Origin of the sequence: Flavobacterium sp. (assembly GCF_004211145.1) — a bacterium.
Classification (GTDB): Bacteria; Bacteroidota; Bacteroidia; order Flavobacteriales; family Flavobacteriaceae; genus Flavobacterium.
Genome location: NZ_SEBS01000041.1, coordinates 18,343 through 30,005 on the forward strand (window position 1 = coordinate 18,343; position 11,663 = coordinate 30,005).

Here is an 11,663-nt window from a genome sequence, read left to right on the forward strand (position 1 = left end):
CATGGAAAAAACGAAAATCGCGATCATCGACGACCATCACATCGTTCGGCACGGGTTAAAGGAATTGCTGCACAAGATCAGCAATTATTCGGTTACGCACGAATTCGATTCGGGAGAGGATTTCCTCGCGGCGCTTCCGTTCGATGAAAAACCAGACTTGTTCATCCTCGATTATTCGATGCCACGCATGAACGGGATCGAAGTGTTGCAGAAGCTCGAAGAATCGGAACACGAATACAAAGTGCTGCTGCTCACCCAACATTTCGACGAGCAGATCATCGACACCGCCTATCATCACGGAGCGCGCGGCTTTCTGCACAAGAACTGCACGGCCCACGATTTGAAATTCGCGATCGACAACATCGTGAAGATCGGTTACAACAACGTGTCGGAAATCCTCAAACGCGTGCGCAACTTCGACAATTCGGGTGCGAACCTGCAGCGAAACGCGATCACATTGTCGCATCGGGAGCTCGATTTCCTAAAACTCGTTTGCGACGAACACGAATATACCTATGATCAAATGGCCGATATCATGGGCCTGTCGGTCAAGTCGATAGAAGCGTATCGCACCGCGCTTTTCGACCGATATGACATAAAATCCAAAGTCGGATTGGTACTTTTTTCGTTCAAATACAAACTCACTGCTCCGTTCATCGACTGAATTCCGTAATTTTAAATATGGAAAATAAAGTTCAGATCGTCGGTAAAAATCAAGGAAAACAGCTCAAAATCGCGGGCGGAAACTATCGCATAATAGTTTCTGGCGACGATACGGATCGCCAATATTCGATCATCGAAATGAACGTTCCTCCGGGTGGCGGGCCCAATCCGCACCGGCATCAGGGTTTTGAGGAAACATTTTTCGTGCTTGAGGGCGAAGTCGAATTTTCGTCAGAAGATGGAAAATCAACCGCAACCGTGGGCGACCTGATCCGGATTCCGCTAAACGGCGGCGCGCATTGTTTCAAGAATAAAAGCGACAAACCTGCGAAACTTTTGTGCACGGTCGTTCCGTCAGGGTTGGACGAATTTTTTGAAAAAGCCGACCAAGCCGCGAAAGACGAGCCTGAAAACATGGCCGCACGCATGAAGGAACTGTCGGAAACCTACGGGCAACAGCTTCTGCCGCCCGATTACTTCGATACGGCCAAATAAAAAAAGTGGAAAATATCGCTACTTTCCACTTTTCCTGAATCGGGTCTGGCTTACGACCATCGAAACGATCGCAATTGTCTCCGGATTCGATTTTACAATTACTTTTTCTCAGGAGTTCTACTTTTTGTAGTCGATTTCGAGTCGGTCGAACGACTCCGTGAAGTACTCGTCTTTGCTCCTGTTTTGCCGGTCGATTTCGTGTCGCGCGACATGTTTTCGGAATTTTTCATAACGTGTGTTGTTAAAGTTGTTTTACAAAGTTCAGCAGATTTCGTTGGACATCGTTACAAAATTTTGTGCGTTGCTGGTATAAAATCCGTTTTAACGCATGTTTAAACTTACAATTCTTACTACTGATGATGTAAAAGGAATTTCGCGCCCGAAGCGTTATTTTGTAAAAAACATCAGCATATGAAACAGCAGCTCCCGAATCCGAAAAATGCGAACTCGTTCGAACGGTTCGCGATGCGCGTTTCAAAAGCGGCAGGCAGTACGGCAGCCTTTGCTTGTGCGTTTCTTCTCGTAATCTTATGGGCGATGCTGGGCCCGTTCTTCAATTTCTCGGCAGGATGGCAATTGTTCATCAACACGACCACGACGATCGTGACGTTTCTTATGGTTTTCCTGATCCAAAAGGCACAGAACAAGGATTCACTCGCAATCCAGCTGAAGCTAAACGAACTCGTCGCCTCACACGAATTCGCGAGCAACCGTTTGGTCGACATCGAGGAATTGACCGAAGAGGAAATGAAGATCATCCAAAAATACTATGCGCGCTTAAGCCGATTGTCCAAAAACGAAGAGAGTTTATTGCGTTCGCATTCCATAGACGAAGCTGACGACCAACATATTTTCAAGGACGAGATGCGTGAACAGCGCGATGAGGTAATTGAAAAAACTAAGAAGGAAAAGGTCGTCGAGACGGAACCTTCGGCAAAGAAAATGTCCGGGGCCCACGAAAAACAACTCTGAAAAAAATAGAAATTCAAAATACACAACCATGAAAAATGTAATCCGATTGAGCTTCGCGACCATCCTCGCCATCGCTTCCTGCACGTTCACATCGTGTAAAGACAAGGAGTCGACCAAAACAACCGAGGCCACCGTAACTGAAGATTCGGTAATGACGACCGAACCCGATACATCGCAAATCGACGTCGCGCCCATGAACGACGATACGAGCGCCGTGAAACCTGAAAAGACCGAAATGCCTTAATCGCATTATCACAAACACAAGTCCCCGATCGATTCGGGGATTTTTTTTGCGCCAAATAAAAAGGCCCGAACGTTATAAACTTTCGGGCCGAACTAAAAACAAAACCATTCTTATGGCGTTGTCGGCGATGTCGGGGTCGGCGGTGTCGCTTGTCCCGGCGTTACAGGTTGCGTCGGCGTTCCCGGAGCATTCGACGGCGCTCTACGAGCCGGATCGGTGCTGTTATTGGGTTGCGTGGTCGGAGTTTGGGTCTGCTGTCTTTTCCTTGCGCGATCGACATTGGTCGTGTCCCGGGTAGCATCGATTTTCTTGGTCGAGCCCGGATTGGACTTTTTCGTCTCGGTCTTGCTCATTTTCTTTTTGCCTGTTCGGCTCGTGTCGGTCTGTGCTGAGGCGACTGCGAAAAACAGTAAAGCGCTCAGTGTAAGAAGTAATCGTTTCATGTCGTGTTGCTTTTAAATAAATTTCAAAGTTACTTCGACGAAAAGCCGGGTTCCTAAATTTTTGGAATTTGTTGGGTTTGTTTTAACCTCGCATAAAGAGTTTATGTTAAAACATTGCCTAAAACACACATTTTAAACCGATTGTAGTGCAAATATAATACCGACAGATGCGAAAATCGAATTGAATTGTACGCGTTTCATTCGTTAAAATGTAAGCATCAGTGTGCGTCATCTTCAGGTTCGGAATCGGGAACGATATTATCGTGGAGTTTTTTATGGACTTTTTCTGAAGTGAATTTTAAGAACAAGATCAGCCCGCACATCAGCGTTGAAATACTGTTCCCGACCATCAGCGGTAAATCTTCCTGAATGATTCCGTATGCGAGCCAGGCGCCATTTCCGATTATAAGCAACACATACGTCACGGTCGAGATGTCGTCGGTCGAACGCGTCTTGATCATCTTATACGTTTGTGGGAAATTCGCCACCGTGATGAAAAGCGCCGCAAACAACCCGAGAATTTTTATATAATCCATCGTCTGCTTTTTCTAAAGTTACGTCATCGGAGCATATAAAAAAAGCGATGCCAAAACACCGCCTATAATTTTAACTGGAAATATTGTCAATTCGCGTCGACCGGGAAATAGCAGCTGAACACCGCTCCGTCGTCGGGAATGCCAACGGCCGAAATGTATCCGCCGTGCAAGTCCATGATTTTCTTGCAGACCGCGAGCCCGATTCCCGAACCCCTAAATTTGTTTTTCTCGTGCAGACGATGGAAAATCGTGAAAATCCTGTCGGCTTCCTTCGGGTCGAAACCGATGCCGTTGTCAGAAAATGTGATCTGATGATAATCGCCGTCGTCGGTCAAGATGCCCATTTCGCTTCCCGGAATCACTTGATGCGTAATCCCGATCACGAGCTTCTTGTCGCTGTGCCTGAACTTTGACGAGTTGTCCAACAAGTGATAAAACAGCAACGACAACAGCATTGGAAATCCTTTGATGACCGGAAGTTGCTGGCTTTCGACCGTGACGTTTTCGCGGCTTAGCTTTTCACCCAAATCGCGAAGTACCGAAAGTAAGATTTCGTTGAGATTCACTTGAGAGGTATCGCTTTCCAACTCGGTGATACGCGAAAACGCCACGATATCGTCGGTGAGCAGTTTCATTTTTTGGATGGCGGTTTGAGCTTTCCTGAGATTGCCTTTGCTACCGTCAGTCAGCGTTCGCGCTTCGGTCGAAATTACGTATTCGAGGTTCGTATATAAAGTACGAAGCGTTTCCTGATAGTCGTTTGCAGCTATATTGCTGAATGTCTTGAGTTCGGAGTTCGCCGACTCGAGTTCGCGATTCTTGTCGATCAACGATTTGTTGAGCGTGTGGATTTTGTCCTCGGCGAATTTCTCGGCCGTGCTGTCGTGCGAAATCCCGATTTTAAGTATCGGAATTCCGTTTTCATCGCGCTTGAAGATCGCATTCCTGTCGGTAAACCAATGTATGGAACCATTTGTGTCGAACATGCGGTATTCGACGACTATGATCTCTCCGTCGGCGGCACTTTTCATGTTTTCAAGATGTTCGGCAAACATAGCGACATCGTCGGGATGCATGACGTCGAAGAAAGGTTTGTCCATCGCCTCGATCTTCTCCTTGCTGTAACCCAGTATGTTTTCGATGGCGCGGTTCGTATATATGATGTCTTTCGTATTGAGGTTCATTACGAAAAGTATATCGGGCGATGCTTCGGCTATTGCGCGTGCAAAATCAGGGTGATTCTGAATTTGACCGTCGGGTTTTTCGGCGTCGAAATTTTTATTTGGGGCCATGACAATTATTGGTTAGGCCGCAAGGGAAAAAAGGAATACAAGACCGACAATAACCTGCGGTTTACGATCAGAATGACTTGGAAAAAAAATAGCGGTTGTCAGTTGAGAAACATACACCTAAAGGTAAGTAGTGGTAGTGTATGTATTTTTCCAACTGTAAAGCGGTAAGCAAATATAAACCTTTTTTAGTCGTATTAAAATCGCGCGTCGCTTTTTGTTTTACCGAATCTAATATGGAATGAGAATTTATAGACGTCGCGAATTGTATATGCGATAGGCAAAATTTTGTAAGCGAAATCGATTGATGTTGGATGAACTTTGTATAAATGACATCTGATTTTTAATCCTTTAAACACACACACAATGGCAACTACCGCAAAATCAAAACCGGCCGCGACGACTACGGCGAAACGAAGCGCGACGACCAAATCGGCGACTTCGACTACGACAAAACGCATGGTGAAAGCCAAAAGATCGGCCGCTGAAGAACTCCGCGAATTGTTCGTCGACGGGCTCAAAGACATCTATTGGGCTGAGAAAGCTCTTACAAAAGCCCTACCCAAAATGGCGAAAAATGCAACTTCCCAAGAACTCACGAACGCGATCGACGAGCATTTGGCCGTGACGGAAGAACAAATCGTACGCCTCGAAAAAGTATTCGGACTACTTAATGAAAAAGCCGTCGCCAAAAAATGTGACGCGATGGACGGATTGATCAAGGAAGCGAGCGGCATTCTTGAAGAATCGGAACCCGGAGCCGTTCGCGACGCGGGAATCATCGCGGCTTGCCAAAAAGTAGAACATTATGAAATCGCAACGTACGGAACGCTTGCGGCCTGGGCCAAAACCCTTGGTGAAGACGAAGCGCTCGATCACTTGCTAGCGACGCTTGCCGAGGAAAAAGAAGCAGACGAAACGCTCACCCAAAAAGCCTACAACACGATCAACTTTGACGCGATGGAAGCCGACACTGAACTATAATGCAACTATAATTTAATACGCACAACTATGTCAACACAACAAAACAACGGCAATTCCGATCGCAACGATCGGGACAGCCAACAGTCGGGCCGACAAGGTTCCGAGAACCAATGGCAAGGCGACGACAGCCAACGTTTGTCGAACTACGACAACGGAAACGAAACCGACGACATGCGAAACGCCCAAAACCGTGAGTCGCAAGACCGCAACCGTGACGAATCGCGTTATGAAAACAACAATGGTTTCAATTCAGACAGCAGCCGGACGATGAACGCGCGCGACACCGACGCCACTTTTGAAAACGACCGCGAAGGACAACGCATGGACGACCTTAGCGAAGAAGAAGCCCGTGACATGGGTTCAAAAAACATCGATACTGAAAATCGCGATCGCAGCAACCAACGCTGGCACAGCGAAGACGACCGCGAGAGATAATTTTGGTTATTTTGTTGGTTAGTGAGAGCGGGACTTTGGTTCCGCTTTTTTTTTGTTGATTCGTTGATTCGTTGATTCGTTGATTCGTTGATTCGTTGATTCGTTGATTTGTTGATTTGTTGATATGTTGATTTGAATCATTGCGTTCCCATTGCGAACTGTGGTATGCAAACGATAAACGCAGTTGTATACGGAAACTCGAATAAACACCCGAGGCGTAGCCGAACTGATGGAGCGCAACGGAATAAATCAACGAATAAACAAATCAACCAAAATCAAAAATCAAATACTAAGAAAAAACGTCTCCTTACTCATCCCCGATAAATGAAACTGCCAATTGATCCGAAGTACGTGTAAAATGGTCTTCTTGAGTTTTTCGAAGTTATCGGGTTTGTGGATGTAGATGTTCGCACCTCCGCTGAGCGTGTCTTCAATGTCTTTCTCGGAATTTGATGTCGAGTAGATCGCTACCGAAACATCGCGGAATTTCGAATTTCCCCGTATCTCGTGTAAACATTCCATGCCCGATTTTCGCGGCATGTTCAAATCCAGGAATAGGATATGCGGTAATTCTTCCTTGGCGTTATTGAGGTAGTCCATCAGTTCGATTCCGTCGTTGACGAGATCGAGTTCGGCTTTTACATTTTTCAATCCTTCGAGTGCTTCGCGAAACAGGGAACGGTCGTCGGCGTCGTCGTCGGCGAGCAGGATATGCATGGTTTGTGGTTTGTCGTCGGTTTGTTTAATTGGCATTTTTTCGTCGGGTTATGATTTTCCTGAATGCTGAAATGGTTATTCCGGTGGTTTTCTTGAATTGTTTTGAAAAGTGTCCGACGCTGCTGTAGCCGAGGCGTTCGCTTATGTCTTTTAGTGTCAGTTCGTCTTCGATGATCATGCGTTTGGCGCGTTCGGTCTTGAGCATGATCACGTATTTTTCGATCGACGAGAACGTTTCGGACACAAAAATCCCCGATATGTAACCGTAACTGAAGCCGAGTTTTTCTATGAGGAAATTCGACAAGGTCTGCAATGTCGGTTTGTCGCCGTATACCTGATCCAGAAGAATATTCTTGATGCGTTGGACGAGTATGCGTTTTTCATCGTCAATGATCTCGATCCCGTAACGGCTCAGCGAAACTTCGAGACTGCTGCGATTGTCGTCGGGAATCTGCCCGAGGATTTCAATCTGTCCGTCACTAAGTTCGCGATAGCCGATGTCGAGCCGTTCCAGGTTGTCCTTGACAATCGTGATCGGAGGTAATAAAGAATGGCATGAAATGCTGAATTTCATTTTGTTTTGGTTTGTTGTGTTATTCGCATAAAAAAAGTGGAGCCACAACAATGCGGTCCACTCTTTATATTTATTTTCTCACTTTCAGACTCATAGTAGTTACGAATACAAAAATGACAACTCTTCGTGTCAATGCTATTAAGGTCATAGCAAATTACGACACGTATTTCTTACACAACTTATACCTTTTCCATTTCGCGTTACATCTTAAACGCAACCGGAAACTTAGATATTCAAAAAGAACGTTTCCTTATTCAGGCCCGACAAATGGAATTGCCAGTTGGTTTTCAATACGTGGTTGATCACGCTTTTCAGTTTGTCGAAGTTACTCGGCTTCTGGATGTAGATGTTCGCGCCTTTGCTCAATGTGTCTTCGATGTCGCGGTCGGCTTTCGACGTCGAATAGATTGCGATTGTCATCTCGCGCAATCTCGGTATCGCACGCAGTTCCTCGAGACATTGGATTCCCGACTTTCCGGGCATGTTCAAATCGAGAAAAAGAATATGCGGCAGATCACTCTCGGGTTGGCCAAAATAATCCATCAATTCCATGCCGTCCTTGAACGTCGTGAGCACGTTCTTCATATTGGTCGCGAGTAACGCTTCCTCGAAAAACATGCGATCGTCGGCGTCATCATCGGCCAGCATCACATTCATTACATCCCTTTCATACTTTTCTACCATCATTTATTTGCTTGTTGTTGTTTTGTTGTTTTTTTTATTGGCTTACGAGTTCGCCGTTTTCTTGAGCTCGATAATCCGTTTGAAAGACGAGATCGTGAGTCCCGTCGTCTTCTTGAACTGTCTTGAAAAATGCTGGACGCTGCTGTAATTGAGCGTCGCCCCTATCTGCTTCAGCGTCAGCCGGCCTTCGATGATCATGGCCTTTGCGCGTTCTATTCGCAACAAGATTATGTATTTTTCAATTGAATAATGCGTTTGGCTGGCAAACAACGATGATAAATACCCGTAACTCAATCCCATTCGTTCAGACAAATGATACGAAAACGTCATGAGCTGCGGTTTGTTATCGTTCACCAATTCAATCAAAATATTACGTATGCGCTGTACAAGCTGGCTTTTCTCGTCGTCGAGAATGTAAATGCTGTATTTGCGCAATACGTCGGCGAGTCTCGAAAGTTCTTCTTCCGAGATCTCGTCAGGTATTTCAATCTCGCCCGATTCCAGCACCCTAAAACTGAAACCGAGGTTTTGTAAATTTTCCTTTAGAATAGCCATGACAGCGATACTGTCGTGACGTATTATATTGAACCTCATCCTCTAAAGCTCCAATCCGTTTTAAAAAGTTAAAAAGAAGTTATATTTCATAAAAAAATGGAATAACATGCTTCCGTGTATTATTCCATTTCTCTATGTATTACAGCGAGACTTTCTCACATTCTTGATGACGATAGTCCCTCAAAGCCCGTGCAAATCGCAACTTGTTTGGTATACAAAGTTAAATTGAGACGGGACAAAATTGGGAAATATGGCAATCACCCGTTTACATAATTCCCATATACCTTTGCACAATTACAATATCAACTTATATTATCCTTTGTTTTTTGTTTAGTCGAAAAGCTGAAATTCCGAAGTTGAGGCGCGGTGAAGAAAGTAAATCCGATAACGCCTAAAGTAATGCAACCTCCCGTCACCACTGCTCTTACGGCTCCGAGCCAATGCGCCATCACGCCACTCTCAAAATCCCCGAGCTCGTTAGACGAACTGATAAAAATCGTGTTGACGGCCGACACGCGTCCACGCATATTGTCGGGCGTGACCAACTGCAAAATCGTCCCCCTGATCACAACGCTTACGGCGTCGAACATTCCCGAGAAAAGCAACATTAAAAAGGAAAGTATGAAGCTCGTGGACAGGCCAAAGGTAATGATGGAAAGTGCAAATCCGGTTACGCAAATGAATAACTTTTTGCCCGGGTTCGTCTTGAGCGGAAGAAACGCGAGAATTGCCATCGTGCACAACGCGCCCATTCCCGGAGCCGCGCGCAAAATACCGAATCCGGTTTCGTCGACCATCAAAATTTCCTTTTGGAAAACGGGAAGCAACGCCACCGCTCCGCCGAACAATACCGAGAACATATCCAAGCATTGAGCGCCCAGCAAAACCGGCGTATTCCAAACGAAACGCACGCCCTCGGTCAAACTGCGCAGTACGGGCTCTTTTTCTTTTTTGAGGATCGGTTTGATTGAGATGGCGAACAACGGCAACAACAGCACGACTTCGATCGCCAAAACCGCGAACATTCCCGCACTGATTCCGCTCCAGGCGATCAGGAATCCTGCGACCAAAGGCCCGAAAACCGCACCGAGTTGCCACGCCATGCTGCTCCAACTCGTCGCATTTGTATATAATTCGCGAGGCACGACGAGTCCCGACATCGAGAATCCCGTCGGGCCGTAGAATGCGCGTATAATTCCGCCAAGGAAGACAAGGAAATAAATGCAATGCAATTTACTGTCGATCGTAAGTCCCGAAGCGAATGGCAACGTTAACGACGCGAGTCCGAGCCCGAGTGCGATATATCCCAGCAAACACAACAGGAGCATTTTCCGTTTCTCGTGCAAGTCGACGATATGGCCTGAAAACAAAGAGAAACAGACTGCGGGAATCACTTCGGCAAGACCGACAAAACCGAGCGATAATTTGTCGTTCGTGATGTGATATACCCAGTAATAAATGATCGTGGATTGCATGTTGAGCGCGAAGATCACGCCGAATCGCAGACACAGGAAGTTGCGGAATTCACGGATGACAAGAGATGGATTTTTATCAAAAAAACGCGAACTCCTACTCGAATTTTCCAAAGGCATATACTAAGATTTGGTTGCGGCAAATACCGAACGCAAAGGTAAAAAAAGCCCCGGCTATTTGTCGGGGTTTAGGTCTTGAATATTGTCGTCGGCGTGATGAAATTTCGAATGTGTCTTTGAAAAATCATTTGGCGAGCTTTGGGAATACGCTTGATCGTTCTGATTGAATTTCTTGCCCGGGTTGTTTGGGCTTTCGTAGAACGCCCGGTCTTTTTCGACGGCGTCGTGCATTTCAGGGGCGTGAATGCGCTGTGCGTCGTTTACAATGTAATCGTTTACTTCTGATTGTTGGTAATCTATTCCGGGTGCCGTGGTATCTGGTTTTTTAGGTTCCATGATTTCTGGGATTTAGACGACTAAGTTCGGGAAAACGTGACGGTTTGCGTTATAGGATTTACTTTTAGCGTTGTGAGTTTACAGGTAATTTTTTTACCATTTAAAACATTAAGAGCATTAAGTTTTTAGTCTTATTATTCTTAATGCCTTAATGCTCTTAATGGTTTGCTTTTACCGGCGCCAAAATTTCATCCTTTTTTTAACAATTAAGAAGTTAAGAAAAGTTAAGTCGCTCCGAATTGACTCATAAATTGGAAAAGATTGTCATCCCGAGTTACTTCTCAGGCACTCAGGCACTAAGGCACTAAGGCACTCAGGCACTCCTGTCATCAGGCACTATTCAACTGCAACACACGCAAAATCTCCTGTTTCGGCAATGCGCCCGATTGCCGCCACAATTGTTTTCCCTGTTTGAACAAGATCATCGTCGGGACGCCTTGTACCTGATATTGGGACGCAAGCGACTGGTTTTTATCAACGTCGATCTTGATGATGGAAATGTTGTCGCCAAGCTCGGCTTTCACGTCTTTGAGAATAGGCGCCAAGGATTTGCACGGCCCGCACCATTCGGCGAAAAAATCGACGAGTACGGGTTTATCCACGTTTATGAGTTCTTGAAATGATGCCATTATGTTGTTGTTTTAAATTCGTTTAGAAGCATCGGCCAAAGCGAATCTGAATATTTCTTTTGGAAAAAACTGAAGTGTCCGATGTGTTTGTTAATATCATCCGATGTTAAGTGAACGCGTTTCATTTTCGCATTCGTAAATCTTTGCGCGAGCCAGTCGACGGCCGCTTTTGGTGCGAATTTGTCATCGCCGACGCTGAACGACGTCACGTCGCACGAAATTTTGCCGAAGAACAATTCTGGTTTCACGTCGTCGAACAGATAGTTCGGTTTCCTGCACCAACCGCTCCATTGCAACGCCATCCGTTTGGGCAGATCGCTCATGCCGCTGACTTTCGACGTCGGCATGTACCCAAAAACGCGCGACAACATCGGGAAAGCTAAATGCCAATTCGCCCACATTTTCAAGCGCGACAAACCATTCCAGAATTTCCAGTAACCCGATTGGGCCGCGACGAGAATGATTTTGCTCGCGTTAACGGAACTTTCGGCCAACCGATCAATTGCCCACCAATG

16 protein-coding genes and 1 pseudogene are annotated in these 11,663 nt (G+C 45.9%); 6 read left to right on the forward strand and 11 right to left on the reverse strand.

Annotation, left to right across the window (positions count from 1 at the left end; translation table 11 throughout):
* Window position 1: 1 nt before the first annotated feature.
* The 4 genes from EOO50_RS15075 (at window position 2) to EOO50_RS15090 (ending at window position 2,374) form a co-directional block, all read left to right on the forward strand.
* Entirely contained in the window at window positions 2-664 is a 663-nt protein-coding gene (locus tag EOO50_RS15075) for a response regulator transcription factor (RefSeq protein WP_290841114.1), read from the forward strand.
* A gap of 17 nt (window positions 665-681) precedes the next feature.
* Window positions 682-1,158: a cupin domain-containing protein gene (locus tag EOO50_RS15080; RefSeq protein WP_290841115.1), complete on the forward strand. Its 477-nt coding sequence runs from the start codon at window positions 682-684 to the stop codon at window positions 1,156-1,158.
* Between the two features lie 411 nt (window positions 1,159-1,569).
* A complete protein-coding gene (locus tag EOO50_RS15085) occupies window positions 1,570-2,130 on the forward strand; it encodes a low affinity iron permease family protein (RefSeq protein ID WP_290841116.1) in 561 nt (186 codons plus the stop codon).
* A 28-nt stretch (window positions 2,131-2,158) separates the two neighbouring features.
* Entirely contained in the window at window positions 2,159-2,374 is a 216-nt protein-coding gene (locus EOO50_RS15090) for a hypothetical protein (protein ID WP_290841117.1), read from the forward strand.
* Between the two features lie 110 nt (window positions 2,375-2,484).
* Here the strand turns inward: EOO50_RS15090 and EOO50_RS15095 are convergent, their stop codons facing one another.
* The 3 genes from EOO50_RS15095 to EOO50_RS15105 all read right to left on the reverse strand — a co-directional run bounded on the left by EOO50_RS15095 (window position 2,485) and on the right by EOO50_RS15105 (window position 4,645).
* Window positions 2,485-2,817 (reverse strand): hypothetical protein, encoded by a 333-nt coding sequence (locus tag EOO50_RS15095; protein ID WP_290841118.1) that lies wholly within the window; start codon window positions 2,815-2,817, stop codon window positions 2,485-2,487.
* A gap of 218 nt (window positions 2,818-3,035) precedes the next feature.
* A complete protein-coding gene (locus tag EOO50_RS15100; RefSeq protein ID WP_290841119.1) occupies window positions 3,036-3,353 on the reverse strand; it encodes a SemiSWEET family transporter in 318 nt (105 codons plus the stop codon).
* An 86-nt stretch (window positions 3,354-3,439) separates the two neighbouring features.
* Window positions 3,440-4,645, reverse strand: a complete 1,206-nt coding sequence (locus EOO50_RS15105) for a PAS domain-containing sensor histidine kinase (protein WP_290841120.1) — start codon at window positions 4,643-4,645, stop codon at window positions 3,440-3,442.
* A 363-nt stretch (window positions 4,646-5,008) separates the two neighbouring features.
* Between EOO50_RS15105 and EOO50_RS15110 the strand changes: the two genes are divergently transcribed.
* A complete protein-coding gene (locus tag EOO50_RS15110; RefSeq protein ID WP_290841121.1) occupies window positions 5,009-5,626 on the forward strand; it encodes a ferritin-like domain-containing protein in 618 nt (205 codons plus the stop codon).
* A 27-nt stretch (window positions 5,627-5,653) separates the two neighbouring features.
* Window positions 5,654-6,061: a hypothetical protein gene (locus tag EOO50_RS15115; protein ID WP_290841122.1), complete on the forward strand. Its 408-nt coding sequence runs from the start codon at window positions 5,654-5,656 to the stop codon at window positions 6,059-6,061.
* A gap of 282 nt (window positions 6,062-6,343) precedes the next feature.
* On the opposite strand, the gene EOO50_RS15120 is transcribed toward EOO50_RS15115, so the two are convergent.
* The 8 genes and pseudogenes from EOO50_RS15120 to EOO50_RS15155 all read right to left on the reverse strand — a co-directional run.
* The gene (locus EOO50_RS15120) at window positions 6,344-6,814 is read right to left on the reverse strand and encodes a response regulator (RefSeq protein WP_290841123.1); all 471 of its coding nucleotides are present in this window, start codon (window positions 6,812-6,814) and stop codon (window positions 6,344-6,346) included.
* On the reverse strand, window positions 6,804-7,352 hold the full coding sequence (locus EOO50_RS15125) for an AraC family transcriptional regulator (protein WP_290841124.1): 549 nt from the start codon (window positions 7,350-7,352) through the stop codon (window positions 6,804-6,806). Before EOO50_RS15125 ends, EOO50_RS15120 begins: the two co-directional genes overlap by 11 nt.
* 225 nt (window positions 7,353-7,577) lie before the next feature.
* Window positions 7,578-8,039 (reverse strand): response regulator, encoded by a 462-nt coding sequence (locus tag EOO50_RS15130; protein ID WP_290841125.1) that lies wholly within the window; start codon window positions 8,037-8,039, stop codon window positions 7,578-7,580.
* A gap of 39 nt (window positions 8,040-8,078) precedes the next feature.
* A complete protein-coding gene (locus tag EOO50_RS15135; protein WP_290841126.1) occupies window positions 8,079-8,591 on the reverse strand; it encodes an AraC family transcriptional regulator in 513 nt (170 codons plus the stop codon).
* Window positions 8,592-8,893: 302 nt separating this feature from the next.
* Window positions 8,894-10,183: an MFS transporter gene (locus EOO50_RS15140; RefSeq protein WP_290841127.1), complete on the reverse strand. Its 1,290-nt coding sequence runs from the start codon at window positions 10,181-10,183 to the stop codon at window positions 8,894-8,896.
* Between the two features lie 54 nt (window positions 10,184-10,237).
* Window positions 10,238-10,519 carry a hypothetical protein gene (locus EOO50_RS15145; protein WP_290841128.1) on the reverse strand — a complete coding sequence of 94 codons (282 nt, stop codon included), beginning with the start codon at window positions 10,517-10,519 and terminating at the stop codon, window positions 10,238-10,240.
* Window positions 10,520-10,848: 329 nt separating this feature from the next.
* The gene (gene trxA, locus EOO50_RS15150; protein ID WP_290841129.1) at window positions 10,849-11,151 is read right to left on the reverse strand and encodes a thioredoxin; all 303 of its coding nucleotides are present in this window, start codon (window positions 11,149-11,151) and stop codon (window positions 10,849-10,851) included.
* Window positions 11,148-11,663 (reverse strand): annotated as a pseudogene (locus tag EOO50_RS15155) (hypothetical protein); the annotation flags it as partial. The gene trxA and the pseudogene EOO50_RS15155, both read right to left, overlap by 4 nt.

Bases quoted from the DNA above. Each gene is read 5' to 3' on its own strand.
- EOO50_RS15075 (WP_290841114.1), top strand. From the start codon at position 2: ATGGAAAAAACGAAAATCGCGATCATCGACGACCATCACATCGTTCGG.
- EOO50_RS15080 (WP_290841115.1), top strand. From the start codon at position 682: ATGGAAAATAAAGTTCAGATCGTCGGTAAAAATCAAGGAAAACAGCTC.
- EOO50_RS15085 (WP_290841116.1), top strand. From the start codon at position 1,570: ATGAAACAGCAGCTCCCGAATCCGAAAAATGCGAACTCGTTCGAACGG.
- EOO50_RS15090 (WP_290841117.1), top strand. From the start codon at position 2,159: ATGAAAAATGTAATCCGATTGAGCTTCGCGACCATCCTCGCCATCGCT.
- EOO50_RS15095 (WP_290841118.1), bottom strand. From the start codon at position 2,817: ATGAAACGATTACTTCTTACACTGAGCGCTTTACTGTTTTTCGCAGTC.
- EOO50_RS15100 (WP_290841119.1), bottom strand. From the start codon at position 3,353: ATGGATTATATAAAAATTCTCGGGTTGTTTGCGGCGCTTTTCATCACG.
- EOO50_RS15105 (WP_290841120.1), bottom strand. From the start codon at position 4,645: ATGGCCCCAAATAAAAATTTCGACGCCGAAAAACCCGACGGTCAAATT.
- EOO50_RS15110 (WP_290841121.1), top strand. From the start codon at position 5,009: ATGGCAACTACCGCAAAATCAAAACCGGCCGCGACGACTACGGCGAAA.
- EOO50_RS15115 (WP_290841122.1), top strand. From the start codon at position 5,654: ATGTCAACACAACAAAACAACGGCAATTCCGATCGCAACGATCGGGAC.
- EOO50_RS15120 (WP_290841123.1), bottom strand. From the start codon at position 6,814: ATGCCAATTAAACAAACCGACGACAAACCACAAACCATGCATATCCTG.
- EOO50_RS15125 (WP_290841124.1), bottom strand. From the start codon at position 7,352: ATGAAATTCAGCATTTCATGCCATTCTTTATTACCTCCGATCACGATT.
- EOO50_RS15130 (WP_290841125.1), bottom strand. From the start codon at position 8,039: ATGATGGTAGAAAAGTATGAAAGGGATGTAATGAATGTGATGCTGGCC.
- EOO50_RS15135 (WP_290841126.1), bottom strand. From the start codon at position 8,591: ATGGCTATTCTAAAGGAAAATTTACAAAACCTCGGTTTCAGTTTTAGG.
- EOO50_RS15140 (WP_290841127.1), bottom strand. From the start codon at position 10,183: ATGCCTTTGGAAAATTCGAGTAGGAGTTCGCGTTTTTTTGATAAAAAT.
- EOO50_RS15145 (WP_290841128.1), bottom strand. From the start codon at position 10,519: ATGGAACCTAAAAAACCAGATACCACGGCACCCGGAATAGATTACCAA.